The sequence below is a fragment of the Marinobacter mangrovi genome (assembly GCF_016798325.1).
In the GTDB taxonomy this organism is placed as follows: domain Bacteria; phylum Pseudomonadota; class Gammaproteobacteria; order Pseudomonadales; family Oleiphilaceae; genus Marinobacter_A; species Marinobacter_A mangrovi.
Window position 1 is genome coordinate 1 of sequence record NZ_JAERVO010000007.1, and the last position, 26,688, is coordinate 26,688.

The following is a 26,688-nucleotide window of genomic DNA, read 5'->3' on the forward strand; positions in this document are numbered from 1 at the left end:
CCAACCCCCAGCACCAAGCAAACAATGGCTCCCGGCGGGCCACATCTTGCTGACTGGGCGAAATCTTGCCTGCGCCAAGACAATAAATCCCAGGCCAGAGCCGGAAGGAAAACCAGAAAGGAATCGGACCAAGCGACTACCCGCTTCCGCCCCCGAGAATCCAGTCTTATCCGGAAGATAACAAAAGCGCAGAGGGGGAATAGACCTCAAGCCAGAAGCCCTGGACACCCTCCGCTTCCGCCGCCTCCGAGGGTCATCCCTGACCGCCGGATGCGGCGCGGGACGTCCTGTCCCGCTGCGGAAGCGGAGGGTGCCCAGGGCTTCGATCCAGGCTCGCGATAGCGCTGGTGGAGATCTGGCTTAATTACGCAGCTGATATCGGATCGGAATCGTGAAAGAGAAGTTGTTTCCCTTCATATCATCGGGAACAGCGGGCAGCGGTGCGCTGGACCGAATGATTTCCAGAGCGGCTTCATCAAGAATCCGGAAGCGGGAGCTTTTCTCGATCGTGGCAGAGATCAGGTGACCGTCCCGCCCGAACTTGAAGTGGACAACCGGCGTGCCTTCCTGGCCACGACGGCGCGCACGGCGAGGATAGTCGTAGTGTTGGGCCAGATGCCGGTTGAGCTCGGACAGGTAGCTGTCCTCCGCATCCGAGCGACCCGCCGTCAGCTGTACCTGGCTGGGCTGCTCTGATGCTCCTTTATTGGCGTCCGCTGCCGAACTGGCGGTTTTTGCCGACTGAGCGTTCGCCTGAGTTGGCGCCTGTTGGCTGGGTGTCTTCTCCGCCTTGGCGACCGGTTTCGGCTCGGGCTTGGGCTCAGGTTTCGGGTCTGGTTTAGGTGCCGGCTTGGGCGTTGGTTTCGGTTCCGGAGTGGGCTCAGGTTTTGGCCTGGGCTCCGGTTTGGGGTCAGGCTTGGGCTCTGGTTTCGGTTCCACCTTGGGTGGTTCCGGTTTGGGCGCCGGTGCCGCCTCAGGTTCCGGGGTGGGCTGGGGCTTATTGGCGTCAGCCGTTTTCGCAGCGGTGTCGGTTTGCGCTTTCATGCCCGCCAGATCCAGGCTGATCACCGCTTGGGCGGTAACGTTTCCATTGCCTTTGGGAACGGGAATGTCGTCCGCAGAGCGAGCCAGGATATAACCCGCACCAAGAGAGCAGAGTATCGCAAACAGGGCGATGCCGGACCGGATCACTCGACTCACAGACTCGGCTCCGTCAGCAGGTCCACTTTGCGGTACCCGGCTTTTTCCAGCAGCCGCAATACCGACTCCAGATTGTCCATGGTTAAGCCCTTGTCCGCTGCGATACGCAGGGGCTTGTCGGCATCGGGTTTGGGTAGTTTACTCGCCAGTTCTTCGCGACTGACCGGAGACTGGTGTACGCGTAATTGACCATCACCGTTGATGACCAGGTCGGCCGCCGGGGCACTGCTCTCGCCTTCCTGGGCGGTACCGGGCAAGGCCGGCAAGGGGTCGTCCGTCAGGTGACCGGCGACGATAAAGAACAGCAGCAAGAGAAAGACCAGATTGATCAGCGGAAGCATGGCGTCTTCCACACGATCAAGCAGCGTGCGGTTGTCGCTGTCCTGAAGTTTCGGGAGCAGTGGGTTCATGGCGACTCTTGCGGGGATGAGGCGTTACCGGGCGAACGTTGCCAATGGGTGGTGATGCCGGCGTCCTGCAGCCGGGTCAGGCCTGCCGTGAAGTCGCCCAGCGGCACCTGCCCGTCCGTCTCCAGATTGACTTCGGATTTACCCGCACTGGCCAGCGCCTGGGCCATCTGTGTCGGTGTCTCCACCCGGTCGCCCCATTGGATGCGGCCATCTGACTGCATCATCAGGCTGGGCACCGGGTCGCCGTCGCTGCCTGCGGAGGCGCGGGTGTCGTTGTCCAGCTGCAACTGACTGGTCGGCGCCAGGCGTGACGTGACCATGAAGAAGACCAGCAGGATGAAGACCACATCGATCAGCGGCGTCATCCGAATGGGCAGGCGCCGGTGGGGGCGAGGCTCAACCAGTTGCATGGGCGAACCGCTTCTCCCGTTCCCGCTCTGTCAGGTTGACCCGCTTGACCTCGGCCTGGGTCACCGGATCTGAGGCCTCTTCGGGCTCAGCCTCCGTCGTGACGGACAGCACGCGAACCAGCAGGTCGTTCATCTGGGTACTCAGTCGGCGCAGGCGGAATTCCATCCAGGCTGCCATGGCCGCCATCGGAATGGCAATGACCAGGCCGGCAGCGGTGGTCATCAGCGCCTGGTAGATGCCGCCACTCAGTTGGCTGGCACTGGCGCGGCCGGCGGTCGATGCCATGGTGCTGAACGCCTCCATCATGCCCATGACCGTGCCCAGCAGGCCCAGCAGGGGCGCCAGGGCGGCGATCACTTCGATGATTTTCAGCGGTGACTCGAACGGTTGCAGCGCTCGCTGTGCCAGACGGGCGACGGTCTCGCGCTGCTGGGTTTCGGTGGCGCCACCCAGCACGCCTTGCATGGCGCGGGCGACAACGGCAGGCAAAGGGTTCAGACGATCGAGTCCTGAACGGGTCTGGCCCGCCTCTTCAATCACAGGATGACCGGGTGCCTGTTCCCACCGGGAAACCGCGTCCCGAAGCGTGCGACTGGCACGCGGTGCAAACAGGACGCCCACCAGGATGGCGTAAATAAAGGTCGCCAGTCCGATCAGAGCCAGGACAAGCAGCACCCCCATGACGGGGCCGCCGTAATCAAGCAACTGGTGAAGTGGACCGAATTGTCCGGCGAGGCTGGTAGTGGCGTTTGAATCCGGCACGATGGGAACCCTCGGCACATTGAGTCTGAAGTGCAAATAATAACGATTATTATTAGGTCTAGCTACCTGTTGAAGACAGTCAGGTCATGACAGGTCTGTTAGACTACAAAGATAGTTGCCGGGTGCATTCTTTGAAGCGGTCGGTATACATGCATGACATGTAGTGGTTTTGGACGGGCGGAGGAAAATTGTTGATCAAAGGGATCCGGCGCTGGTTCGACAGTCTCAAGAACCGGGCAGTTGGCGTGGTGGTCCTGCTTGTCGTCCTGATTGTCTTTCTGGCGACACTGGTGAGTATTTCCGCGGGGCAGGCGGAGCTCGAAAGTCAAGCCAGGGTCCAACTCGCGACTCACGCCGACCTGATCGCCGGTGATGTGGATGCCAAGCTGGCCGAGCGCTTCGATGCGATGACCCGCGTTGCCGGGAACCTGACGATGGAAGAGGAGAGCCTGCTGAGCCGGGCCCAGCCTATCCTCAACCGCCAGGCGGCACTGGTGTCCCTGTTCCACCGCCTCTACCTGATTGATCCTTCCGGAATCATACAGGCCACCCTGCCCGAAGCCGGCATCGGGCGAGGTCTGGATGTGTCCGATCGCCGGTTTTTCCAGATGACCGGCCAGCAGATGACCACGCTGATCTCCGAGCCCTTTGTTTCCCGCGACGAAGGCATTCCCATCGTGGCGATCACCACGCCGCTGTTCAATCACAAAAAAAAGCTGATCGGTATCCTGGCGGGGACGATCAATCTCGACGAGCGCAGTTTTCTTGGGGATCTCAAGAGCCTGAAAATCGGTGATACCGGCTTCGTCGGGATGGGCACGCGCTCTGGCTTTGTCCTGATCCATCCCCGCCAGGAAAACCAGTTGGGACAGCTGAGTGACGGCAACCCCCTGCATGAAGCGGCCCGGGAGGGCGAAGAAGGGGTCACTCTGGCTCCCATGGCGAACGGGCAACAGCGGCTGGTGGCCTACCGGCAGCTGAATGAGGCGCCCTGGTTTGTCACCGTGTCGCTCCCCACCCGGGAAGCATTCGAGCCGATCCGTAAACTGTCCAACGTCATGTTCTGGGTGGCCGTGGGGCTTTTGCTGCTGTTCATTCCACTGTCCCTGCGCCTGTTCAGCAAGTTGCTCAATCCGTTGCAGCAACTGACCGACCAGATCAAGGCCCGCCACATGGGATTGCGTGACGCCCCGATTGAAGTCGGGGGTGGCCACGAGATCCGGGAGTTGGTGACGACTTTCAATCAGGTGCGGGAAGAACGGGAAGCTGCCCGGGTGGAAATGGAGCAGCAGGAAGCCTACTTCCGTTCGCTGTCGGAGCGCTCGCCCATCGGCATCGTCCAGACCGATGTGCTGGGCCGTATCGAGTTCGTCAATCCGGCGCTGGAAGCGATTCTCGGACAGCCCCTTGAGCGCCTCCGGGGACAGCACTATCTGCAGGGTATTTATCGGGAAGACCGGGCGCAGGTGCTGAAAGATCGCAGCCGTGTTCTCTACAGCGGAGAAGTCTTCCAGGGTCAGTACCGACTCTACGACATCCGCACGGACCGGGTGATCTGGGTCGCCAGTATGACGGCCCCGATCGAGACGCCGGATCGCTCACTGGGGACCATCACCGTGGTTCGGGACATCACCCATGAGCTGGAAATCGAAGCCGAGCTGCGGGTGGCCCGTACCCGCGCCGAACGGATCCTGGGCGTACTGGATGAAGGCGTGGTCCTGACTGACGGCCAGGGTTTCATCAGCTTCGCCAATCCGCCGTCACAACTGTTTATCGGCACCCATGCCTCGCCGGTTGGCAGCAACCTGTTCGATATCGTGCAGGTGGCGGTCGATGGTGAACCCTGGGGCTTCGGCGAGTTTCGCGAACAACCCCAGGTGACCGGCCTGGACGCCGTGTTGACCAACGCGCGGGGTGACGGCCTGGAAGTGGAGCTCACCATGCTTCGCCTGGAAAGCGAGCAGGGGGCGGACCAGTTCGTCTTTGTCCTGCGTGATGACAGCGAACGCCGGCGTCAGGAGGCCCAGCTCTCCTGGGACGCCAGTCACGATCCGTTGACCCGGCTGGTCAATCGGCGTGCGTTTTCGACGAGTCTGGGCAACCAGCTGCTGCAGACGGCCGAGCACAGCAACCCGACGGTCCTGATGGTGATCGACCTCGACCACTTCAAGCCCGTCAACGACAACGGCGGTCACTTGCTGGGTGACGAACTGCTGCGCCACATTGCCGACATCCTGCGCAGCCGGGTGCGTCAATCGGACGTGGTCGCCCGTCTGGGGGGTGACGAGTTTGGTGTGATCCTGCCGGCCTGCGGTCTGGACCGGGCGCAGAGCATTGCCGAGTCGCTGCGTGCCGGCATCGAGGCGTTGGTGCTGGAACAGGACGGGCGCCATTACGGGGTGACGGCCAGCATCGGCCTGACCGATGTCCGCACCGACGACACCACCAATAAGACGGTCATGGCGCGGGCGGACGAAGCGGCCTACACCGCCAAGGCCCGGGGACGGAATCGGGTGGTGGTCTATGGTGAGGAGGCGATGGCACAGTCGCCGGAAACGGTCCGCACCTGATGCGTTGCCCGCAAACAAGCGGCAAGCCCATGTCGTCAGGCGGGTGGCATGGCTGAGATGTCTGATCGCACCAAGGGCTTCCTGATTGCCGGTCTCGGGGTTCTGTTCCTGTCGCCCGATGCCCTGTTGGTAAAATCCACCAGCGTCCCGCCCGTGGTATTCCTATTCTGGCGCGGGCTGTTGCTGGCGTTGAGCTTTGCCGTGATTAACAGCCTGCGCTACCGCAGTCAGCTGCTGCCGGCCATGCGCGCGTGCGGGCGGCGAGGGCTCTACTGCGGCGTGGCGTTTGCCGGCAGCACCCTGGGGTTTGTGACCGGCATGAAGCACACCGCCGCGGGCAACGTGCTGGTCATCCTCAATACCGCCCCGGTGATTGCGGCGGTGCTGGCGTGGCTGGTCTGGCGGGAGCGTTTGCCCCTGCGAACCTGGGTCCTCATCCTGGTCTGTATTGGCGGCGCCACCCTGATGGCCGTCGGCGAGATGGGCAAGGGACAGCCGCTGGGGCTGATCATGGCCGGCGTTGCGGCGTTTTCGCTGGCCTCCAATCTGGCGGTGGCCCGTTCCCGGCCGCAGGCAGACATGAGCCTGATGCTGATCTTCGGTGCCCTGCTCATCTGCATTGTGGCCGCTTGCTTTGGTGGCGCACAGTGGCCCGGCTGGCACGACTTCGGCCGGATCCTCCTGCTGTGTATCTGCTTCCTGCCGGCAGCCAGTATCCTGATCCAGACCGGTCCCCGCTACCTGCCGGCGGCGGAAGTGAGCCTGCTCCTGCTGCTGGAAACCGTGATCGGCGGTTTTCTGGTGTGGCTGTTTCTCGACGAGATACCTGGCCCCCTGGCATTCGCCGGCGGCGCGATTATCCTGACCGCCCTGGCGGTGAATGGCTTTATTGAGGACTGGCGCCAGCGTCGGCGGGCCTCACGATTAAAAAAAGCCGGCCGTGCGAGCCGCCTGCCAGAGTAAGCGCAGGGCCAGCAGCGTCAGCAGGATGTTGAAGTATTTCTGGAAGTGCAGGTTGCTGAGGCGGATCAGCAACCGCAGCCCGAGCCAGGTCCCCAGGAAGCCGCAGGCAATCATCCCCGCGATAAACGGCAACCACTCATGCAGGGCAAAGCCCGCCAGTCCGAACACCAGGCCCTTGGCGCTGTGCTGCAGCGTCATGGCGCAGGCGAAGGTGGCAACGGTCCGGAAGCGATCACGGTGGATCTGTTTGACGAAGGCCGCGACCAGCGGGCCGGTGGCGCCGACGAACAGGGTCAGGAACGTGGTGGCCAACGCCGCGAAGAAGGTGCCCAGCGGGCTGAGGATCGCCTTGGGCAGCGACGGACCCCAGCACAGGTAGAGGATGAACAGGGCAATGGCCATCTGCCAGACAGCGGCCGGCAGATGGACCAGCATCAGACCGCCGATCAACCCGCCCAGCAGCACGCCCGGCAGGAACGCGGCAATCACTTTCCAGTCGATGTGACGCCAGGTCAGGCCGGCACGTCCGGCGTTGGAGCCAAGCTGGATCAGGCCGTGGACCGGGATAATGGCGGCCGGCGGCAGCCACAGCGCCATCAGCGCCAGCAGCAGCGCACCACCACCCGCGCCGAGGGCGGCGGTGATCATCGAAGTGAGGACCGACGTGGCCAACAGCAGGCCGGCCAGCGTCGGGCTCAGTGCGTCAGGCAGGTACAGCAACGCCAAGGCGAGTCTCCGGTCAGTCCGCGCAAAGCGGGTCGTTCTTCATTTTGGGCTGGTTGCACAGGGCCGCACCGGCCAGTTCCACATCGGCGACATAATACAGGGACGACAGGCCCAGTCGATTCCGTCCCAGGTTGTGGAACACCAGACCGAAGGCGATATCGCCGGCGGTGTAGCTTTCGTGGTTGGCGGAAAAATAGGCCGCCGGCTGGGACAGTTCATCGTCATCCAGCAGGGTTTCCACCCGGGCGGCGCCCCCGTGGTAGGCCTGTACCAGCAACAAGGTGAAGAGCCGGTCGCGCTTTTTCCTGGGCAGGTTGCCGAAGCGGGCGTCGAACACAGGCCGCAGGTTGCGAGCGTTCTGGCTGGTCAGGCGCATGGCGCAGTCCAGTTGCGCCAGCCGATGCCAGTAGTTTTCCGGGCCGATCCCGCAATCACTGAGCACCATATCGGACAGCTGCATGATGCCGCGGGCGTTGGCGGCCGAGTGGGCCTGTTGCTGGGCACCGCTCTCGATCAGCAACTGGCCGGCGAGATAGCGGTCCATTTCCGCCGGCAGATCCAGCCGTTGCTGGTTACGGCGGGTCTGGTAGACATAGGACAGGGCGGCGTGCAGGGATTCGGGTTTCTGTGCGGTGCCGACAGTCAGGTCGTCCCAACTGCCCCACAGGCGATCGTCAGGCGCGGTGCCGAGGTAACGTCCAATCGCCTCGTTCATATTGACGTGAGGCTGGTCGCAGGCCAGCGCAAAGGGATAGCCGGTGGTCTCGGGGTCGCCGGCCACCCAGTACTCGCTACGGCCCTCTTGCGCCATCCGTCGGCGGGTGGCGTTCAGTTTCTTCTGGGTGGCTTCGCGGGTGTCGGCGTTTTCCATGTAGCCGAGGAACTGGCCGCGCCGGTCAAACAGGATATGGCGTTCGGTCTTACTGCAATAGCCGCTGCTTTCCAGTATCCAGCGGCGGATGGTCAGGATGTTCTGGTAGACGCCCTGGCTTTCCCAATAGGGCGATTCCCGGATGACGGACGTCCAGTCCTTGAGTTTTTCGGCATGGCCGGTGCCGGACAACAGAATCAGGAAAAGCGACAGGCAGACTGTCCGCATCGGCATAGAAACGCTCCACCGCAAGCATGAGGTTGAAAGGCGCGGTCTCCGGATTTTGGCCGCAGGACCGGCTGGCTGCAACTGTCGGCGAAGGCGCGGGACGTGAAACTGAATCGGCCCTCGCGGCGTATTGGAGTCAGGGAGGAATCATCATGACGTACACTCTGAAGCTGTGGATCATCCTGGCAATCGGCGCGTTGCCGGGGCTGGCGTCAGCGGCCTGTCCCGACTGGCTCGATGTGGACATCAACCGCCTGCGTTCCACGGAGACGGTCAACCTGTGTGACCTGCAGGATGGCCACCCCATGCTGATCGTGAATACCGCCAGTTTTTGCGGTTACACGGGCCAGTTCCGGGGGCTCGAAGCGCTTTACAAACGCTACCGGGATCAGGGCTTCACCATCGTTGGCGTCCCGTCGAATGACTTCCGCCAGGAAGCCAGCAACGAAGCCAAGACGGCCGAAATCTGCTTTGTCGACTACGGTGTGACCTTCCCCATGACCGCGCCGCAGTCCGTCACCGGTCCGGAAGCCCATCCGTTGTTCCGCAAACTGGCTGAAAAAAGCGGCGCCGCGCCGGGCTGGAATTTCAACAAATACCTGATCGATCCGCAGGGGAACGAGGTCTGGCATTACCCTTCTCGAGTGGCACCGGACGACCCTGAACTCACCTCCCGAATCAAGGCGTTACTGGAATAGCTGAACGGCCTGTCATTATTTCGCTGTTGGGGTATGCTTGTCGGGCACGGTGACATGCCACTACCCAAGGTCAGGATGCCTATGAATGTCAGCGATTACCTGCAGTTCGATGCCGTCGGACTGGCCGATCTGGTACGCCGCAAGAAAGCCACGCCCCGTGAAATCATCAACGCCGCCATTGAACGCGCCGAGGCGGTGAATCCGACCCTCAACGCCATCTGCCATGCCCAGTTCAGCGCGGCGCTGGAACATCCTGCATCGACCACCGGGCTATTGGCCGGCGTGCCCTTTCTGCTCAAGGATCTTGCCCAGGAACAGGCCGGTGAGCCCTGCACCTTCGGCAGCCGCGCGCTGCGTCACCAGATTGCCGAGCGGGATTCCGCCTACGTGAAACGGACGCGGGAAGCGGGCCTGGTGATCCTGGGGCGTACCGCGACGCCAGAGCTGGGGCTCAAGGCAGTCACTGAATCCCGGTTGTGGGGTCCGACCCTGAACCCCTGGGATACCGAGCGCACGCCGGGCGGTTCCAGTGGTGGTTCCGGCGCCGCCGTGGCCGCCGGCATCGTGCCGATGGCCGGTGCCAACGATGGTGGCGGCTCGATCCGCATCCCGGCCGCCTATAACGGTCTGTTTGGCCTCAAACCTTCCCGCGGGCGGGTATCCGCCGGACCGGGCATGGGCGAACACTGGACCGGCGCCTCGGCCGATCATGTGGTCAGCCGCAGCGTGCGGGACAGCGCCACCATGCTGGATTACCTGGCTGGCGCCGAATCGGGTGATCCGTTTACCATCGCCCCGCCGGAGGGCTCCTATGCCGATAAGGTGACCGAGACGCCGCGCCCGCTGCGGATTGGTGTGTTCACCAACTCGCCCTACGGCGGCGACGTGGCGCAGGAGTGCATCGACGCGGTAGAAAGCACCGCCAAGACCCTGGAAAACCTGGGGCACACGATTGAATACGCCCGCCCCGACTTTGACGGTATGGCCCTGGCCCGCTGTTACCTGGCGTTGTACTTCGGCGAGGTCTCCGCGGCGATGGCACGGGCGGCAGAGCGATACGGCGCCCACGACCGGGATTTCGAACTGGATACGCGGTTGATCGGCATGTTAGGCCGCACACTGCCGACGCCGGATTACGTCCGCCTGCGCCAGCAATGGAACGACTTCTCCCGGGCATTGGGGCTGTTCTTCGAAACCTATGACCTTTACCTGTGCCCGACCACCGGCCAGATGCCGGCCTGCATCGGGGAACTGGACACCCCGGCGCACCTGCAGATCGTGAGTCGCCTCATGCTGCTGCTCAAGGCCGGCCGGCTGGTCCATCGCAGTGGCATGGTGGATCAGCTGGCGCTGGAGTCCCTGGCGCGCACGCCGTTTACCCAGCTGGCCAACCTCACCGGCACGCCGGCCATGTCGATGCCGTTGCACTGGACGGTGCAGGGCATGCCTGTGGGCGTTCAGTTCGGCGCACCCCACGGAGGCGAGGCCACGCTGTTCCAACTGGCGGGGCAGCTGGAAGCGGCTTTGCCCTGGTGGCATCGCTACGACGCACTTTCTTCGGCGGACACCTTGTGATCCGCCCCGGTCGTCTCCACGTTTAACCTTTTGGAGAGACACGCTATGCTGTAGGAGGGAGTTGCCCGACTCCCGAGGCGATCACTGAATAGACAGCCTGTCTAACGTAAGTGCGCCGGACAGGCAGTTGTGTCCAGTGTCTCCCCCTACCCTGATGGCACCGAGGAGGCGAGCGTACCATGAACTATCCGCAACCGATTGCGATCGACGAACTGGTATCTGTCGCACAGGGTGAAGCGATGGGAGAGCTGGATGCTCCCATGATGGCTATCGTCCTGTCTTCAGATCAGAGTTACGACTTGCCTATCCAGTCCCTGGAAACCGAAGCAGACAAGGCCCGCTGGGCGTTGATCCTGCGCGCGGCCCGGGAACATGTCGAAGCGGACGCGGTGGCCGTGCTCTATCCGGCCTGGACCACAATCCGCAACAAGCGCGAAACGGACCCCGAACCCAAGGAGGATGACGCACCGGATCCGATCGACACCCTGTTCGTGCAGCTGCATACCCGGGACCGGGTCTACTGGCGTGGCTTCGAGCAGATTCGCGATCCGCGGCATCAGCGCATCATCGGCTTCAAGCGAATCGGTGCCCTGTCGACGGACTACGACCGGGACGACGTGCCGACCGTCGCCGCCTGGTTGAACACACTGTTCGAGCCGTTGCCGGACGAGGGTGAGGAAACCGAAGTGGACCGGGAACTGGCCGACCTGCTGGAAGAGCCGGAAGTCAGCGCGGCCCTGTATCCGCGCCAGATGCGCAACCTTCACTGACACGCCAGACGGGCACGTACCGTCATTAAACGGGCTCCGGTCACGTCGGACAGGCAACCCGACGTGACCGGTGACGTCCGCACCTACCTCAAGACATCATCGGCAACGCCACAAACCGCTGCGCGGCCCAATACAGGCTGATCACGGTCACCACCAGGGCGATGGCCGGAACCGCCGCGCGCTGGTACAGGCGATACCGGCTGATGGCATACAGCAGCGGGAAAATCACGGCCAGGATCAACAGCTGCCCCGCCTCTACCCCCAGATTGAAGCCGGCGAGGGCCAGGACCCTTTCTGACGTGCCGTGAGTCAATTCCTCCAGAACGCTGGCGAACCCGAAGCCGTGCACCAACCCGAATCCGAAGGCGATCTTCCAGGTCCGGTGACCCAGGACCGGGAAAAGCAGGTTGATCGCCGTGACGGCAATGGAGAGCGCGATGATGATCTCCACCGGCCCGCTGGGTGGATGGACCAGTCCCAGCACCGTCATGCCCAGGGTGAGGGAATGCGCCACCGTGAACGAAGACACGATGCCGGCCAGTTCCCACAGGCGACTGCGCAGGATCTTGGGATCGCGCGTCGACTGGTGGCGGGCCAGGGTGGCGGGCAGGATCAGCACCAGTAGGAACAGCAGGTGGTCGAAGCCCAGCAGCAGGTGCCAGATGCCCTGTTGCAGGAAATCCGCGAACACACTGAACCAGCTGCGCCCGGCGGCATCCAGGGACAAGGCATGGTCGTCCGGGCCGAGCACGGCGAGCTGTTCCTGGTCGCCATCGGTCTGCTGGATCAGGCCGCGATGCAGGCTGTCGACCTCGAACAGGAGATCGTAGCGCAGCTGGTCCGGAGCGGCATCCGCCGGGCAGCGCACCTGATAGCGCAGGGCGGCGTAAGGGCCGTCGCTGTGACGGCTCAGGCCCCAATCCTGGCCCACCAGGCGGCAGTTCCGCGAACCGGCCTGGAGCTGGACGCCCTGTTCCAGGTAGCGAGTGATGTCGCCCCGGGCCCGGTTCAGCTCGTCGCTGGTGACCTGCCGGTCGCCGTTGGCATCAAGCGGCACCACCAGCGCCAGGTCGCGCAGGGCCACGTCGATCCGCAACTGCGACGGCTCTGTCGACGTGTCGAGGTAGACGAAGCCGTCGCTGGCCTTGTGGGCCAGGGCCGGCCCCGCCATTGCAAACAGCAGGGTCAGTCCTGCCAACCATCGGGTCATGGGGTGGTCTCCGGATAGCGTGCGTCCGACTGGTGGTTGTCGGCCAGCCAGTCGACCAGGTCCTGTCGGGCCGATGTTTCACCGGCGGCGGAGGCCGCGCGCAGCAGCAGGCGGGTGTCGAGCGGTTCGCGCTGGCTTTGCCAGTTGAGACTGGCGTAGTGGAAGGCGGCCTCCGGCTGCTGGCCCACATCCAGCAGGTAACGGGCGTAGTCCCGCTTGTGCAGGAGGTTGCCGCGCCACCGGGCCTCGGCGAAGCGCTGCGCCAGGCGTTGCTCGAAATCCCGGTCGTCCTGCTGGCTGCGTTTCAGTGCGATCGCCTTGAGGACGGCCAGGCTATCGACTTGCTCGTAGCCCTGGGTCAGAGCCAGCGCCGCTTCCGGCTGATGCTGCTGCAGCAGCCAGTCGGCGTAGAGCGCGCGGCTGTAGAGATCGCCGGGATCCATCACCAGGACTCGCCGCCAGTGCGTCTGCGCCGCATCCAGGCCGAGCTGTGCGGCCAGTGACGCCAGGGTGCCTTCCGCCCAGGCGCGACTCACGGGATCGCGGGTAGAGCGCGATTGGTGTACAGCCCGGGACAGTCGTTCATAGGCCGCGCGGGCCTGGCCGGTTCGGGCGTCCACCTGGGCGAAACAGCTGGCCGCGATCAGGCCGGGATAGTCGTCGGCAAACGCCTCGCAGGCCTGTCGGGACCCGGCATAGTCGCCCCGGACCAGCCGGATACTGGCCAGCGTCAGCCAGGCCTGACTGCGCAGGGGACCGGACCGTTGGGCCTGCAGCACGGCTTTCAGGTCCGCTTCCGCCCCGTCGAATTGGTGCAGGCTCTGGCGCAGGCTGCCTCGTAGCAGGCGCAGTTCCGACGTCAGCCGGGCGGTGGGCCACTGGTCCAGGGCGCGCTGGGCGTAGCCCAGAAAACGCGGGTCGCCCTGTTGGCGGGCCGCCTTCAACTGGTGGCGGACCTCTGCGGCCAGCGCATCGGCGCTCTGGCTCGTGGGCGCCGCGGACACGCCGGTCTCCGGCAGGTTGACCAGTACCGTCCGCGCTGGAATGGGCTCCAATGGCGGGGCAGCCGCCAGACAGACCGGTGCGAAGAAAAGACAGAACAGGAGTGCGAAAAAGCCCCCGCCCGGAGGGGCGGGGTGAGGGTTGGCCGGCCCCCTGCCTCGTTGGAGGCGGCCAACAGACGCGGTGTTACTGCAGGATGTCATCGTAGGCATCGGGGTCGTCCTGATCGTTGAACGAAAAGGTCACGTCGTTGACGTCTACGGCGTCGCGATCATCCTGCGTGTTCTTGATTTCCGACTTCACGAAGGCGGTGAAATCCACCTCGGCGTTATTGTCGTCGTCGCTGTCGTGGTTACTGGAGCAACCTGCCAAGCCCAACAACGACAGAGCGATCAAAGTCATAATCGCTTTCATGGCAACCTCCGGTTACGGCGTTGTGGGCGAGCCGGGAATCGGCGTGCCCAGGTACGGGAAGCCATCCAGCAGCTGGGACCGGTCAACCACGGCGCCGTCGGTCAGCGGCGCGCCGCTGTTCGGGTCGGTCTCGCCAAAGAACGGCAGGGTGGCGCCAATGGCTACGCGCAGCGCGATGTCCACCACGTCATCCACCGGTCGACGGCCGTTGGGGAAACCGGTGGCATCCGGGCTGCTGGCGAGCAGGCCAAGATCAGACTGGTTGTTCACGTCCGGGTCGGCCGCCGGAATAGCGGTGTTCAGGCGCAGCATGTCGGCTGCCTGCACGCCAGCGGGCTGGTTGGAGAAGATCACCGAACCACCGCCGTCCTTGAGGGTCAGGCCGGTCAGGAAGGCGGCCACCAGATCCACCCTCGGGAACACCTGCGGTTCCTGGATGGCGCCGCTGGTGACCACCTGCAGCAGTTTGGGCAGGGTCGGGTTGGTCACGTAGGTGGCAAACTGGTTGTCGTCTGCCGGTTCACTGGCGTTGAAGCGATCCTTGTCGGCCAGGCCAATCACCACCTCGTTCACCAGCGGCATGCCCAGTCGGGAGACCTGGGTGTAGGCGCCGCCCTTGACGCTGGCACCCTTGCCGTTACGGGTCGGGGCCGGATTGATGACCTGGGCCTGACGGATGCTGGCGGTCGTCCAGCCGCCAATCACCGGGTCGCCGCCGGCCGTCTGGGAGGAGCCGGTCAGGCAGTCGGTGGGCACTTCCAGGGCAAAGGAGGTCACGTTCGCGTCAGCCAGGGTGTCGAGGCCCTGGTCCCGAGCGCCCAGTGGATTGGCGAGGTTCACCAGATCGAAGATTTCACCCAGGTTCACCGCAAAGGCGTCCTTCCGCTGGCCCACGAAGACCCGGCCGTTACCGCTGCAGCCGGGCAGCGACACATCGTAGACGTGATTGGCGGCGTAGGCGGCATAGTCGCTGATCGAATTGGTGCCGATGTTGTCCAGCGGTTTGCGGAAGGTTTCGGTGCCGGTATCCACGTTGGTGGCCATCTGTACCGTGCCGGATCGACGATCGCCGCGGATGACTTCCAGCGTGTATTCCTGACGCACCTGGACGTTGTTGGTGTCTGTGGCCGCCGGGCCGATGGCGCCAATGTTCTTGAGCGGCACGGAGACCATCTCCCCACCGATATCCAACTTCAGGTCCTGTTTCACATCCGACAGATCGAAACGGAAGGTGATGTCTTCCTGTGCATCTGCCGTATTGTCGATGTGAATTTCATAAATGGCGTCGTCGTCCAGATCGAAATAGTTGGGGCCGCCGTATGGGTCCTGGAGAGGCAGGTAGTTGGCAATCAGGGTGACGGTGTCCTCATGCCCCGGTTCATAACTGCGGAACATGTAGAAGTCGGTGCCGTCGACCTTCGGGGTCTCGGTAATGAATGGGGCTTCACGGTGGCTGGATGCAAAGCCGGCGAGAGGGGTTGTACAGAGCCCTGCGATCGAAACCGCGAGGAGCGATCGCTTCAGATTCAGGTTCATTATCCATTCCTCTGCTATTTTTAGGTGGCGAATGGTTCTGAGAGACAGCGGTTCGTGTGTGCTGTCTGAGGCCGGTACGGCCCCCTCTTCTGAAAAGTTGCACCTCGTCAATAAATTATTCAGGCAGTCACCACAGCGCATCTTCCCGAACGGGTCAGACGTACTGGTGCTACCTGATCTGGAAGAACGTCGAACCTGAAGAGCAGGGATTTATGGCATCAGAGACGGATCAGGAAGAATTGATGGGCCTGTTGGCGCGGGTTGCCCAGCAGGATCGGGCGGCCTTCCAGGCCTTATATCGGCAAATGGCCGGGCGGATGTTCGGCGTGTGCCAGAAACTGGCGGCCCAACCGGAACTGGCCGAGGAGGCCTTACAGGATGCGTTCGTTCGCATCTGGCACCACGCCGGGGAATATCACCGGGAGCGGGGCACGCCCCTCAACTGGATGCTGACCATCGCCCGCTACCGCACGCTTGATCTCATCCGGGCGCGCAAGGTGCGCCGGACCGCGGGCGATGACCAGCTCGAGAACGTGGCAGACGACAGCCTCAGTCCGCTGGATGCCTCGATGCAGGCCGATGGGGCCGCAGCCCTGCAGGGCTGCCTGGAAGAGTTAAGCGACACCCAGCGGGACAGCATCCTGCTGTCCTATTACCGCGGGCTGACCCATGAAGAGCTGTCGGTCACGCTGAGTACGCCGATCGGTACGGTGAAGAGCTGGATTCGCCGGGGATTACAGGCTTTGAAGAGGTGCCTGGAACGATGAAGAGAACACCGGAACGCATCGAACGCCTGGCGGCGGAATACGCGCTCGGTGCCCTGCAAGGCGGGGCACGGCGGCGTTTTGAGCGCTGGATGATGGAATCCTGGGCGGTCCGGCAGGAGGTCTGGTACTGGGAAAACAAACTCGCGCCGCTGGCCGATGCGGTCCCTGAGGAAGAACCACCGCAGCGTGTCTGGACGGCGATCGAACGGCGGCTTTGGCCGAACACCGTCGAAGCACCGGTACGGCGCGGCGGACTGAGCTGGCTCTGGGCCGGCTGGAGCCTGGTGGCCACGGCCGCCGTGCTGGTGCTGGCGGTGATGCTGGTGCGTGAACCGGCACCCCAGGCCCAGGGGCCGCTGTTGTCGGGCGCGGTGGTGCAGCCGGATGTGAAGGATCCCCTGTGGCTGGTGGCGGAAACCGGCGAACCGGGCAAACTGAGACTGCGGCCGGTGGCGGCCACGGCGCCGGAAGGCCAGCATGATTATGAGCTGTGGGTCGTCCCCGCGGATGGCAACCCGCTCTCGCTGGGCGTCATTCCGGTGGGCAAGGACAGCCTGCAGATCACGCTGTCGCCGGCAGCTCGCGCCGCCCTGCGGGCCTCAAAGACGCTGGCGATCAGCCTGGAGCCGAAAGGCGGATCCCCCAGTGGCGCACCCACCGGCCCGATTCTGCACATCACGAAGTTGCATGAGCTGGAGTAACCGGCCCGGTTACCGGGCCAGCAGGGTGATGCAGAGCTGGGCCTGCTGCACGAAATGGCTGAAAGCGGTCAGCTGGTCCTCGGACAGGCTGGCCTGCAGGTCGCCATTGTCGGCATAGAACAGGCCCACCCGGCGGGAACCGGCATACAGCGGTCCCGCTAAAGCCGGGCGGGTGCCGATCCAGGCATCGCAGTTCGGCAGCAGCGGCCGATCTCCGGCGGGCAGGATTTCGCATTGGTCGGTGAGCAAGCTCCTGAGACCGTCGGCGCCGTCCCGGTGGACCATAAAATGATCGCGCCAGGCGGCGGTGCCGCTGCCCAGCACCTTGCGGGGCACCAGCTCGGCGCCGCTGCGATCGGCCATCAGCAGCGCAACCCGACGCAACCCGACGGCCCGATGAATGCCCTCCACGACCATCTGGCAAATGCCGTTCAGATCCGGTTGGGTCGCCAGCGCGGCGGAAATATCTCGCAGGATACTGAGTTGCAAACCGGGATCCCCCTGCGGCGCCTCGGGGGCTTCTCCCGCATCGGATTCCGCATTTCCGGGCAGGAGACCACGGATCTGGGGGATGCCAAAGGAGACGGCAATCTCCTCCGCCTCGCCGGCATTGAGTCGCACCTGGTCCCGCACGCTGGCAGGCTGCTCACCGATGTTCTCGGCGATGCGGGCGAGGCGTTTGTCCACCGCCGCCGAGCGCCAGCCGTTCTCGGCCTCACGGGCCAATTCAACGGAATCACGCACCAGCGCAACCGCGGGTGAACTGGCCCGTCCGGCGCTGACGACATCGTGAATAAAGCGACCCAGTTTCCAGACGTCCACCAGACCGCGGGTGATTTCGACAAACGTGGTGCCGAGAATCTCTTTCTGCAGTTCGGCGGGTTTGTCAGCCGGCATGCGGGCGGCGAGTTCCGCCGCCTGTTCGGTGGGGCACGACCAGAAAGCCAGTTCGCCGATGTTCATCAGCAACGCCCCGATAAACACCTCCTCATGGGCCTGTTCATTGCCGCCGGGCAGCAGGCAGCGTGCCTGAACCGCCGCATGCAGCGCCCGCGCCAGGGATTTCAGCAGGTGTGGGCGGGGGTTGCGCTGAATCAGCGTATCGATCAACAGGGACGAGATGGCCATCGATTTCACCGCATCGAAGCCAATCAGCGTGATCGCACGGCTCACGGTGCTCACCTGAACCCGGCTGTGGTTATAGAAGGCCGAATTCGACAGGCGCAGCACCTGGGACGTGAGCTGGGCGTCGTTGAGAATCACGGCCGCCAGCTCGCTCACGGTCGAGTTGTTACTTTCCGCCAGCTGGTTAATGCGGCGCAGGGTGTTGGCCAGGACAGGCAGTTCGACCTGGCTGAGGTAATCCACCCAGGCCTGGGTCGACTGCAGACGCGTTGGCGTGTCGCTCAAGAATGTGGCTCCGAGATTTGTGACTGCTTGTTCATCTTATGAGTCTAGCTGATTGCGCCCTTCCCGCCGAGTGCCGCGTTTCGGGCGGCGTTGCGGCATGCCCCGATTCGGGTTTGGCGCCGGCCTGCGCTATACTGCGCGATCATTTTCAGGTTTGCAGAGATGCCAAGTGATTGAGTTTGATCAGGTCCACAAGGCCTATGAGGTGGAAGGCCGGGCGATCCCCGCGCTGCAGCCCACCAGTCTCGCGATCGAGAACGGCGAGGTGTTCGGCATCGTCGGTCATTCCGGGGCGGGCAAATCGACGCTGGTTCGCCTTATCAACCTGCTGGAACGTCCCAGCGGCGGCAGGATCGTGATCGATGACGAGGACGTGACCGGGTACGACAGCGACGACCTGCGCAATTTCCGGCGCAAGGTCGGGATGATTTTCCAGCACTTCAACCTGTTGTCCTCCAAGACGGTGGAAGACAACATCGCCTTTCCCATGAAGCTGGCGGGCATCTATTCCCGGGACGAGATCCGCACCCGTGTGGCGGAATTGCTGGAGCGGGTGGGCCTGACCCATCACGCGCGCAAGTTCCCGTCCCAGTTGTCCGGCGGGCAAAAGCAGCGGGTCGGCATCGCCCGCGCCCTGGCCTGTCGTCCGACCATCCTGCTGTGTGACGAAGCCACCAGCGCGCTGGACCCGCAGACCACCCAATCGGTGCTGCGTCTGCTGGGGGATCTGAATCGGGAACTGAAGCTGACGATTGTCCTGATCACCCACGAAATGGACGTGGTGCGCCGGGTTTGCGACCGGGTGGCCGTGATGGACGCCGGTGAGGTGGTCGAGATGGGCCCGGTCACCGACGTGTTCCTGCATCCGAAGCACCCCACCACGCGCGATTTCGTGTTTGAGAGCGAGCATGTGGACGAGCAGGAAATGCAGGCCAATTTCGAACAGGCCGAAGGCCGCATCCTGCGCCTGACGTTCCGCGGCGAGTCGACCTACAAGCCGTTGTTGGGCAGTGTGGCGCGGGAGACCGGCGTGGATTTCAGTATTCTTTCCGGGCGTATCGACCGTATCAAGGACACGCCCTACGGCCAGCTCACCCTGTCACTGGTGGGCGGTGACCTGCAAGCCGCACAGGCTGCTCTGGAAGCGGCCGACGTTCACGTGGAGGTGGTGCGATGATGGATGATCTGCTGACCAACGTGGACTGGGGCGAAATCGGCGGGGCCAGCTGGGACACGCTGGTGATGGTCGGCGCGTCGCTGTTCTTCAGTGTGCTGTTCGGCCTGCCGCTGGGCGTCCTGCTGTTCCTGACCGGCAAGCGCCAGCTGCTGGAACAGCCGGTGGCCTACGCCGTGCTGTCGTTCGTGGTGAACGTCCTGCGCTCGGTGCCGTTTATTATCCTGCTGATCGTGATGATTCCGTTCACGGTGATGCTGATCGGCACGTCGCTCGGTGTGGCCGGGGCCATTCCGCCACTGGTGGCCGGCGGTGCGCCTTTCTTCGCGCGGCTGGTGGAAACCTCACTGCGGGAAGTGGATCGTGGCATCATCGAGGCGACCCAGGCGATGGGCGCGACGGTGCGCCAGGTGATCTTCGGGGCGCTGCTGCCCGAAGCCATGCCGGGCATCATCGCCGGCATCACCGTGACTGCGATTACGCTGGTGTCCTACGCCGCCATGTCCGGTGTGATCGGCGGGGGCGGCCTGGGTGACCTGGCCATCCGTTTCGGTTATCAGCGATTCCAGACCGACGTGATGGTCATTACCGTGGCGCTTCTGGTTATTTTTGTTCAGATATTGCAAATGGTTGGCGACCGGCTCGTTCTTTACTTCAGCCGTCGCTGACACCGCATCATGCGGCGCTTTCCGGGCGCCGCCTAAAAGAAAAATTGCCATCGTAACAACGAGGACATTATGAAACTGACCAAGATTCTGGCGCTGGCTGCCACCCTGGCGGCATTTTCCGTACAGGCTGCGGACAAGCTGACCGTGGCGGCGACCGCCGTACCGCACGCTGAAATTCTCGAGCACATCAAGCCGACCCTGGCTAAAGAAGGTGTGGACCTGGAAGTGAAGGTCTTCACGGACTACGTCCAGCCCAATATCCAGGTGGCCCAGAAGCGGATGGACGCCAACTACTTCCAGCACCAGCCGTACCTGACCGAATTCAACGACGGCAAGGGCACCAACCTGGTCAGCGTGGTGGGCGTTCACGTCGAGCCGTTCGGCGCCTACTCCAAGAAGATCGATTCCCTGGACCAGCTGGAAGACGGTGCCACCGTCGCGATCCCCAACGATCCGACCAACGGCGGCCGGGCGCTCCTGCTGCTGCAGAAGGCGGGCCTGATCAAGCTGAAGGACAGCAGCAAGATCACCGCGACTCCGCGTGACATCGCCGAGAACCCGAAGAACCTGAACTTTTACGAACTGGAAGCGGCCACCCTGCCGCGTGTCCTGAGTCAGGTCGACCTGGCGATGATCAACACCAACTACGCGCTGGAAGCGGGCCTGAACCCGACCAAGGACGCGCTGATCATCGAGGGTGCGGACTCGCCTTACGTGAACATCCTGGTCGCCCGTCCGGACAACAAGGACAGCGATGCCATGAAGAAGCTGGCCGATGCCCTGACCAGCGACGACGTGCGCGAGTTCATCAAGGAAAAGTACAAGGGTGCTGTCGTACCGGCCTTCTGATCCCGGTACGGATCACCGTACAAAAAAAGACCCCGGCCGAGGCCGGGGTCTTTTTGTTTGGGGCAACGACTGATTCAGTCGCCGCTCCAGTTGGCTTTCGGGTCCGGCGTCATGCGCAGGTAGGGGCGCACCGCCTTGTAGCCTTTCGGGAAACGCTTCTGGATCTCTTCCTCGTCCTGCAGGGACGGCACGATGACCACGTCGTCGCCGGCGGTCCAGTTGCCCGGGGTGGCGACCTTGTGATCGTCGGTCAATTGCAGCGAATCCACCACGCGCAGTACTTCGTTGAAGTTGCGGCCGGTGCTGGCCGGGTAGGTGATCATCAGCCGTACCTTCTTGTTCGGGTCGATCACGAACAGGGAGCGTACGGTCATGCTGTCGTCGGCGTTGGGGTGAATCATGTCGTACAGGGTGGAAACCGTGCGGTCACCGTCCGCGAGGATCGGGAAGTTGACGGTGCAGCCCTGGGTCTCGTTGATGTCGTTGATCCACCGCTTGTGGGACTCCACATCGTCGACGCTCAGTGCGATCGCCTTGACGTTACGCTTGGCGAACTCGTCCTTCAGTTTGGCAGTGAGCCCCAGCTCCGTGGTGCAGACCGGGGTAAAGTCCGCCGGATGCGAGAACAGGATGCCCCAGCTGTCGCCCAGCCATTCGTGGAACCGAATGCGGCCTTCGCTGGAATCCTGTTCAAAGTCGGGTGCGGTATCGCCTAGACGTAAGCTCATTGATGCTCCTCCTGTTAGTCGGTAACGCCGGCCCACGGCGCTGATCGTCCATTGCTTCCAGTGACTATTGGGCCGGCCCGGTTGAACTCAAAAGACCTTTTTACTCTAGCTTATAACGCCCTGTTATGACTGCGGTTTGATCGCTTCGCGGGCGAAATGTTCCCGGGTCAGGCGGAACACGATCGGGCTCAGCAGGGCCAGCGCGATCAGGTTGGGGATCGCCATCATCGCATTCAGCGTGTCGGCAATCAGCCAGATAATGCCCAGGTTCGAGGTGGCGCCCACCGGAATGGCAATGATCCACAACACACGATACGGCCAGATCGCCTTCACGCCAAACAGGAATTCGATACAGCGTTCGCCGTAGAACGACCAGCCCAGGATGGTGGTGAAGGCAAACACCGCCAGCGCGATGGCGACCATGTAGTTGCCGACGCCGGGTAAGACGTTGGCAAACGCCATGGAGGTGAGGGCGGCGCCGGATTCCCCGCTGGTCCAGGCGCCGGAGGTGATGATCACCAGCCCGGTGATGGTGCAGATGATGATGGTGTCGATGAACGTGCCCAGCATCGCCACCATGCCCTGCTTGATCGGGTTGTTGGTCTGCGCCGCGGCGTGGGCAATCGGCGCCGAACCCAGCCCCGCTTCATTCGAGAAGATGCCCCGGGCGACACCGAAGCGGATCGCTGCCCACACGGCGGCACCGGCAAAGCCCCCCTGGGCCGCCACGGGCGTGAAGGCGTGCTTGACCACCATGACAATGGCGTGGGGGATCTCGGTGGCGTTCAGGGCCAGGACAATCAGCCCGGAGACGAGATAGGCAATCGCCATCAGCGGCACCAGGGAGGACGCCACCTGGCCGATCCGCTTGATGCCGCCAATCAGCACCAGGCCCACCAGTATCGCCAGGACCAGACCTGTCACCCAATGGGGCAGGCCAAAATTGGTTTGAACCACGTCGGCGACCGAGTTGGCCTGAACCGTGTTGCCAATACCGAAGCCGGCAATGGACGCGAAAATCGCAAACAGCACGGCCAGCCAGCTCCAGTGTCGCCCCAGCCCGTTGCGGATGTAGTACATGGGGCCGCCGACATGGTCGCCGCGTTCGTCGACTTCCCGAAAATTGACCGCCAGCACCGCTTCGGAATACTTGGTGGCCATGCCCACCAGCGCCGTCAGCCACATCCAGAACAGCGCGCCGGGTCCGCCCAGGAAGACCGCAGTCGCCACGCCGGCGATGTTGCCGGTACCGACGGTGGCCGAGAGGGCGGTCATCAGTGCCTGGAAGGGCGGTATCTCGCCTTCATCCGTGGACTTGCGCCCCTGCCACATCAAACGGAAGCCCGCGCGGAGCTTGAGCACCGGCATCAGTTTCAGGCCGAGGCTCAGGAACAGACCGACGCCCAGGATCAGGACCAGCATGGGCGGGCCCCAGACCCAGCCGTTGATCAGTTTTATGAAATCGGAAAGGGCTTCCATGTGCGTTTCCTCCTGAGGTGCGGGTTGGTGTTGTTGGAATGGAAGGAGTATAGACTCAAATGCCGATAATTACCGAAATATTCATAGGAAACAATGCGATAGATGAATAATTGGTCATTTTTGGGCATGCATCGGTTTGCCGTACTGACTCATTGGATCGGGGAATCCGGGCATGGCTGGGGGGCAGGAATGCAGTATCCTAGTCACAGAGAAAAGGAGATGTCCGTGAACGTAGCCCTGAGAAGCAGTCCGCCCCAGCTCCATACCGTATCGGCCAACGGCCTGGACTTCTGTGTGGAAACCCGTGGCCCGGTCGACGGTGAGCCGGTGGTGTTCATCATGGGCCTGGGGGCACAGATGACCCTGTGGCCAGAGGCGCTGCTGGATCGCTATGCGGCTGCCGGCTATCGCGTCATTCGCTTTGATAACCGGGACATTGGCCTGTCGACGCACCTGAAGGCGCGGTTGGAAGGGCATCCGCTCAAGGCTATGGCCCTGTCACGGCTGGGCCGGCCGATAGCGGCGCCCTACACCCTGCATGACATGGCAGCGGACGTCTGTGGCCTGATGCACAGCCTGGGGCTGGAGAGTGCGCATATTGTTGGCGTGTCCATGGGCGGCATGATCAGTCAGATCCTGGCGGGCAACCATCCGCGCCGGGTGCGTTCGGCGACGTTGGTGATGACCTCCACCAACAGCCCGCGCCTGCCCATGCCGAAGCTGGCGCTGGTCTGGCGGCTGTCGGGTGTGGGGGTGAAGGGCCACGACGAAGACGCGGTGGTGGCGCGCTCGCTCGATTTCTGGCGGGCGATCCAGAGTCCGGATTATCCGACCTCACCGCACGAGGTGCGTGATCGCCTGATCAACGACTACCGGCGCAGCTATCATCCAGCGGGCATCCTGCGCCAGACCCGGGCGATTCTCGCCACCGGCAGCCTGTCATCGATCACCCGTCGCATCCAGGTGCCCACCAGCATCATCCACGGCGCGGCGGATCCCCTGGTGCGACCGGCGGCGGCCGATCAGTTGCGGTACCTGATACCCCACGCCCGCCTCAAGCTGATTCCCGGCATGGGACACGACATGCCCGCTCCGCTGCTGGACACCATTGCCGAACAAAGTCTGGCCACCATCAAGCAGGCGCGGGGCTGAAGGCTTACCAGGAGCCGGTATTTTCCATGCTGGCCCAGGGCTCCTGCGGCGGCAGGGCATCGCCTTTCTGCAGCAGTTCGATGGAAATGTTGTCCGGGGAGCGGACGAAGGCCATGTGGCCATCGCGGGGTGGGCGGTTGATGGTAACGCCGCCGGCTTGCAGCTTCTCGCACAGCGCATAGAGGTCGTCCACGCGGTAGGCCAGGTGACCGAAGTTGCGCCCGCCGCTGTATTCTTCCGGATCCCAGTTGTGGGTCAGTTCCACCATCGGCGCCTTATCGGCCAGCGCCCGCTCCTTGTCTTCCGGCGCGGCAAGGAACACCAGCGTGAAGCGGCCCTTGTCGTTGTCCATGCGGCGCACTTCCTCCAGGCCCAGGAGATCGCAGTAAAAATGCAGGGAAGCCTCGAGATCGGCAACGCGAACCATGGTGTGCAGGTATTGCATCAGTCGCTCCTCATCAGAAACAGGGACAGGTGTGATGGGGCTATTCTCGCACAGATTGGCCAGGGTGGCGGCTGATGGGGCATGCGGGGTTTCGCGGATGGTGACGCGGGAAATCGGCGGGCAAAAACACGGGGGTCAGAAATAAAATAGCCAGCCCAAGAGACTTGAGCTGGCTATCAATTGGGAATACTCAAAACGAGATTCCTCCTTGTTGTTCGTCTTGTACCGCGCCGGTTTTAGCGCTGGCGCAGGGCCGCCTTGATGCTGCGAGACTGAGCCGGACGATTGAGCGCTTCCAGGCTCATGGTCTGACGACGGCTGATGGCCTCAACACGAGACTGCTCGGGCACAGCCACGTTGCGGCGGAAACGGACGACCAGGTTGTTCAAACGCATAATACACCTCCAAAAGAACGAGTTTGTCCAGGCGCTCCACGATGGGAACGTCCTGTTCATAAACGCCTAAGCGATAAAATATGTCAGTGTCAGACGCTGCTGTGGAGGCCACGCAGGTCACCCCGAAAGAACTCGGAGTACGTCTCTGGAGGGGATCCCCGAAACGCAGGAGAAATGTACAATAATCCGGCAGTTTGGGGAATAAGTAGTCTACGAATTTTGTAAGAAAATGTTGCGTAAAATCTGAACAGTAGCGTGTGATGTCCGGTTACAGCAGCGCCACCCGGGAGCGCTGGTTGCCGTCGATCAGGGCCAGGGTGCCGGAGGCGTTGTCGGGGTCCGGCAGGGCCATCTCCAACTGGTCGAGCAGTTCCGCAACGCCCAGGCGGCCGTCAATGCAGCGTATCGCCGCGAAGGCCAGGTGCGTGGGAAACCGTTGGTCCCCGTCCCTGCCCTCTTCCGGGCTCAGGCGTTGGGCCACCATGCCCAGTCGAACCAGCAACTGGGCGCGATCGCTCTCGCTGACCATCATCAGGAAGTCCCCTTCGGACACGACCCCTGCCGTATCGAAGAACTCCAGCCCGGACAGCAATTTCTCGGCCCAGTCGCGGCGCAGATGATTGGTTTCTTCTGCACTGAGGCTCGTCCTGTCGAACCCGACCCGCAGCCAGACCAGGGTCATGTCGCCACCAATCAGCTTCAGACGCTGGTTGGACTCCTCCAGTTGGCGCACCAGCCCGGCCCAGTTCCAGAGGCCCGTGACTTCGTCCAGCAGGTTCTCCCGGGCGCCGCCGCGAATGGTGTTCGTAGGAGCGCGGTTGCCGGGGCTGTCGAACGTAAATTCCCGTTCCGTCAGACTGGCCAGGTCCTGCAGGGCATCGAAGTCCATATCCGCGGCTTGGCGTGGACGATTGTCGATGAGACACAGGGTGCCCACCGGCTGACGATTGCGCGCCCGGAGCGGAATGCCGGCGTAGAAGCGAATATGGGGGTGCCCGGTGACCAGCGGATTGTCGGCGAAACGGGGATCCTGGGCAGCGTCCTCGACAACAAACAGGTGTTCCTCGAGCAGTGCGTGCCCGCAGAAGGAAATACGCCGGTCGGTCTGGCGGGTGTCCAGCCCCTGGATCGACTTGAACCACTGGCGTTCCTCGTCCACCAACGTGATGGCCGCCATGGCCACGCCAAAGAACTTCTGGGCCAGGCGCGTGATGCGCTCGAAACGCTCCTCCACCGGTGTGTCCAGAGCCCGGAGAGTGCGCAGGGCGTCCAGGCGCTGCATTTCATCGTGCGGGCGGGGTGGTGTTTTCATGGAGTCCCTTCGGCAAACGGTTGAAGAACTGACACCAGTATAGGCATATTCCGGGATCGCTCACAGCACCGGGTTGGCAATGGTCAAGGCGCCTGCGATCCCTTTTTTGTATTTCCCTATCGGCGCAACTTTGCCTAGTTTAAGGGAACAGGGCATTGCCGAACGACGGGGCCGGCCGTAGCGGATTGGCGTCGCTTCAAAACGCCCGTCCTGCCATCGCCACCGCCCGCCTGCGATGCCTCCGGGGGCAAGCGCCCCGCTG

General features: G+C 63.1%; 27 protein-coding genes. 11 read left to right on the forward strand and 16 right to left on the reverse strand.

What is annotated here, in order from left to right:
* Positions 1-360: 360 nt before the first annotated feature.
* The 4 genes from JL474_RS18090 to JL474_RS18105 are packed head-to-tail and all read right to left on the reverse strand — an operon-like array spanning position 361 to position 2,783.
* Positions 361-1,200 carry an energy transducer TonB gene (locus JL474_RS18090; RefSeq protein ID WP_203143181.1) on the reverse strand — a complete coding sequence of 280 codons (840 nt, stop codon included), beginning with the start codon at positions 1,198-1,200 and terminating at the stop codon, positions 361-363.
* Positions 1,197-1,610 (reverse strand): ExbD/TolR family protein, encoded by a 414-nt coding sequence (locus tag JL474_RS18095; RefSeq protein ID WP_203143182.1) that lies wholly within the window; start codon positions 1,608-1,610, stop codon positions 1,197-1,199. Before JL474_RS18095 ends, JL474_RS18090 begins: the two co-directional genes overlap by 4 nt.
* Positions 1,607-2,020: an ExbD/TolR family protein gene (locus tag JL474_RS18100; RefSeq protein WP_123635633.1), complete on the reverse strand. Its 414-nt coding sequence runs from the start codon at positions 2,018-2,020 to the stop codon at positions 1,607-1,609. Before JL474_RS18100 ends, JL474_RS18095 begins: the two co-directional genes overlap by 4 nt.
* Positions 2,007-2,783, reverse strand: a complete 777-nt coding sequence (locus JL474_RS18105) for a MotA/TolQ/ExbB proton channel family protein (RefSeq protein WP_203143183.1) — start codon at positions 2,781-2,783, stop codon at positions 2,007-2,009. Before JL474_RS18105 ends, JL474_RS18100 begins: the two co-directional genes overlap by 14 nt.
* 191 nt (positions 2,784-2,974) lie before the next feature.
* Between JL474_RS18105 and JL474_RS18110 the strand changes: the two genes are divergently transcribed.
* Positions 2,975-5,353: a sensor domain-containing diguanylate cyclase gene (locus JL474_RS18110; protein WP_203143184.1), complete on the forward strand. Its 2,379-nt coding sequence runs from the start codon at positions 2,975-2,977 to the stop codon at positions 5,351-5,353.
* 48 nt (positions 5,354-5,401) lie between these two features.
* On the forward strand, positions 5,402-6,316 hold the full coding sequence (locus JL474_RS18115; protein WP_236012363.1) for a DMT family transporter: 915 nt from the start codon (positions 5,402-5,404) through the stop codon (positions 6,314-6,316).
* On the opposite strand, the gene JL474_RS18120 is transcribed toward JL474_RS18115, so the two are convergent.
* The gene (locus tag JL474_RS18120) at positions 6,278-7,042 is read right to left on the reverse strand and encodes a TSUP family transporter (RefSeq protein ID WP_203143185.1); all 765 of its coding nucleotides are present in this window, start codon (positions 7,040-7,042) and stop codon (positions 6,278-6,280) included. The two genes, JL474_RS18115 and JL474_RS18120, sit on opposite strands and share 39 nt — an antisense overlap.
* A gap of 13 nt (positions 7,043-7,055) precedes the next feature.
* Positions 7,056-8,147: a hypothetical protein gene (locus JL474_RS18125; protein ID WP_236012364.1), complete on the reverse strand. Its 1,092-nt coding sequence runs from the start codon at positions 8,145-8,147 to the stop codon at positions 7,056-7,058.
* 146 nt (positions 8,148-8,293) lie between these two features.
* Between JL474_RS18125 and JL474_RS18130 the strand changes: the two genes are divergently transcribed.
* The 3 genes from JL474_RS18130 to JL474_RS18140 all read left to right on the forward strand — a co-directional run bounded on the left by JL474_RS18130 (position 8,294) and on the right by JL474_RS18140 (position 11,184).
* A complete protein-coding gene (locus JL474_RS18130; protein WP_203143186.1) occupies positions 8,294-8,839 on the forward strand; it encodes a glutathione peroxidase in 546 nt (181 codons plus the stop codon).
* Positions 8,840-8,920: 81 nt separating this feature from the next.
* Positions 8,921-10,414 carry an amidase gene (locus JL474_RS18135; protein ID WP_203143187.1) on the forward strand — a complete coding sequence of 498 codons (1,494 nt, stop codon included), beginning with the start codon at positions 8,921-8,923 and terminating at the stop codon, positions 10,412-10,414.
* A 179-nt stretch (positions 10,415-10,593) separates the two neighbouring features.
* Positions 10,594-11,184, forward strand: coding sequence for a hypothetical protein (locus tag JL474_RS18140; RefSeq protein ID WP_123635627.1), 591 nt, complete (start codon positions 10,594-10,596; stop codon positions 11,182-11,184).
* 88 nt (positions 11,185-11,272) lie between these two features.
* Here the strand turns inward: JL474_RS18140 and JL474_RS18145 are convergent, their stop codons facing one another.
* The 4 genes from JL474_RS18145 to JL474_RS18160 all read right to left on the reverse strand — a co-directional run bounded on the left by JL474_RS18145 (position 11,273) and on the right by JL474_RS18160 (position 15,346).
* Positions 11,273-12,394 carry a HupE/UreJ family protein gene (locus JL474_RS18145; protein ID WP_203143188.1) on the reverse strand — a complete coding sequence of 374 codons (1,122 nt, stop codon included), beginning with the start codon at positions 12,392-12,394 and terminating at the stop codon, positions 11,273-11,275.
* Positions 12,391-13,398, reverse strand: coding sequence for a tetratricopeptide repeat protein (locus tag JL474_RS18150; RefSeq protein WP_328797846.1), 1,008 nt, complete (start codon positions 13,396-13,398; stop codon positions 12,391-12,393). The genes JL474_RS18145 and JL474_RS18150 overlap by 4 nt, the downstream gene beginning before the upstream one ends.
* A gap of 184 nt (positions 13,399-13,582) precedes the next feature.
* A complete protein-coding gene (locus JL474_RS18155) occupies positions 13,583-13,810 on the reverse strand; it encodes a hypothetical protein (RefSeq protein WP_148079187.1) in 228 nt (75 codons plus the stop codon).
* A 12-nt stretch (positions 13,811-13,822) separates the two neighbouring features.
* The gene (locus JL474_RS18160; protein ID WP_203143189.1) at positions 13,823-15,346 is read right to left on the reverse strand and encodes a DUF4331 domain-containing protein; all 1,524 of its coding nucleotides are present in this window, start codon (positions 15,344-15,346) and stop codon (positions 13,823-13,825) included.
* Between the two features lie 212 nt (positions 15,347-15,558).
* On the opposite strand from JL474_RS18160, the gene JL474_RS18165 reads away from it, so the two are divergent.
* Positions 15,559-16,113, forward strand: coding sequence for a sigma-70 family RNA polymerase sigma factor (locus JL474_RS18165; RefSeq protein ID WP_203143190.1), 555 nt, complete (start codon positions 15,559-15,561; stop codon positions 16,111-16,113).
* Positions 16,110-16,814, forward strand: coding sequence for an anti-sigma factor (locus JL474_RS18170; RefSeq protein WP_203143191.1), 705 nt, complete (start codon positions 16,110-16,112; stop codon positions 16,812-16,814). The genes JL474_RS18165 and JL474_RS18170 overlap by 4 nt, the downstream gene beginning before the upstream one ends.
* A gap of 9 nt (positions 16,815-16,823) precedes the next feature.
* Here JL474_RS18170 and JL474_RS18175 read toward each other — a convergent pair whose 3' ends face one another.
* On the reverse strand, positions 16,824-18,224 hold the full coding sequence (locus JL474_RS18175) for an HDOD domain-containing protein (protein ID WP_236012366.1): 1,401 nt from the start codon (positions 18,222-18,224) through the stop codon (positions 16,824-16,826).
* Positions 18,225-18,393: 169 nt separating this feature from the next.
* On the opposite strand from JL474_RS18175, the gene JL474_RS18180 reads away from it, so the two are divergent.
* The 3 genes from JL474_RS18180 to JL474_RS18190 all read left to right on the forward strand — a co-directional run bounded on the left by JL474_RS18180 (position 18,394) and on the right by JL474_RS18190 (position 20,915).
* Positions 18,394-19,401: a methionine ABC transporter ATP-binding protein gene (locus JL474_RS18180; RefSeq protein ID WP_123635621.1), complete on the forward strand. Its 1,008-nt coding sequence runs from the start codon at positions 18,394-18,396 to the stop codon at positions 19,399-19,401.
* Positions 19,401-20,066 (forward strand): methionine ABC transporter permease, encoded by a 666-nt coding sequence (locus JL474_RS18185; protein ID WP_123635640.1) that lies wholly within the window; start codon positions 19,401-19,403, stop codon positions 20,064-20,066. Before JL474_RS18180 ends, JL474_RS18185 begins: the two co-directional genes overlap by 1 nt.
* A gap of 69 nt (positions 20,067-20,135) precedes the next feature.
* Entirely contained in the window at positions 20,136-20,915 is a 780-nt protein-coding gene (locus JL474_RS18190; protein ID WP_131484087.1) for a MetQ/NlpA family ABC transporter substrate-binding protein, read from the forward strand.
* Between the two features lie 74 nt (positions 20,916-20,989).
* Here the strand turns inward: JL474_RS18190 and JL474_RS18195 are convergent, their stop codons facing one another.
* Both JL474_RS18195 and JL474_RS18200 read right to left on the reverse strand, forming a co-directional pair.
* Positions 20,990-21,643: a peroxiredoxin gene (locus tag JL474_RS18195; protein WP_123635619.1), complete on the reverse strand. Its 654-nt coding sequence runs from the start codon at positions 21,641-21,643 to the stop codon at positions 20,990-20,992.
* A 123-nt stretch (positions 21,644-21,766) separates the two neighbouring features.
* Positions 21,767-23,122 carry an alanine/glycine:cation symporter family protein gene (locus JL474_RS18200; protein ID WP_123635618.1) on the reverse strand — a complete coding sequence of 452 codons (1,356 nt, stop codon included), beginning with the start codon at positions 23,120-23,122 and terminating at the stop codon, positions 21,767-21,769.
* 225 nt (positions 23,123-23,347) lie between these two features.
* On the opposite strand from JL474_RS18200, the gene JL474_RS18205 reads away from it, so the two are divergent.
* The gene (locus JL474_RS18205) at positions 23,348-24,274 is read left to right on the forward strand and encodes an alpha/beta fold hydrolase (protein ID WP_407944071.1); all 927 of its coding nucleotides are present in this window, start codon (positions 23,348-23,350) and stop codon (positions 24,272-24,274) included.
* A gap of 4 nt (positions 24,275-24,278) precedes the next feature.
* On the opposite strand, the gene JL474_RS18210 is transcribed toward JL474_RS18205, so the two are convergent.
* The 3 genes from JL474_RS18210 to JL474_RS18220 all read right to left on the reverse strand — a co-directional run bounded on the left by JL474_RS18210 (position 24,279) and on the right by JL474_RS18220 (position 26,426).
* Positions 24,279-24,719, reverse strand: a complete 441-nt coding sequence (locus JL474_RS18210; protein WP_203143193.1) for a VOC family protein — start codon at positions 24,717-24,719, stop codon at positions 24,279-24,281.
* Between the two features lie 236 nt (positions 24,720-24,955).
* Positions 24,956-25,114: a hypothetical protein gene (locus tag JL474_RS18215; RefSeq protein ID WP_190294922.1), complete on the reverse strand. Its 159-nt coding sequence runs from the start codon at positions 25,112-25,114 to the stop codon at positions 24,956-24,958.
* A 268-nt stretch (positions 25,115-25,382) separates the two neighbouring features.
* On the reverse strand, positions 25,383-26,426 hold the full coding sequence (locus JL474_RS18220; protein ID WP_123635615.1) for a GAF domain-containing protein: 1,044 nt from the start codon (positions 26,424-26,426) through the stop codon (positions 25,383-25,385).
* Positions 26,427-26,688: the final 262 nt, after the last annotated feature.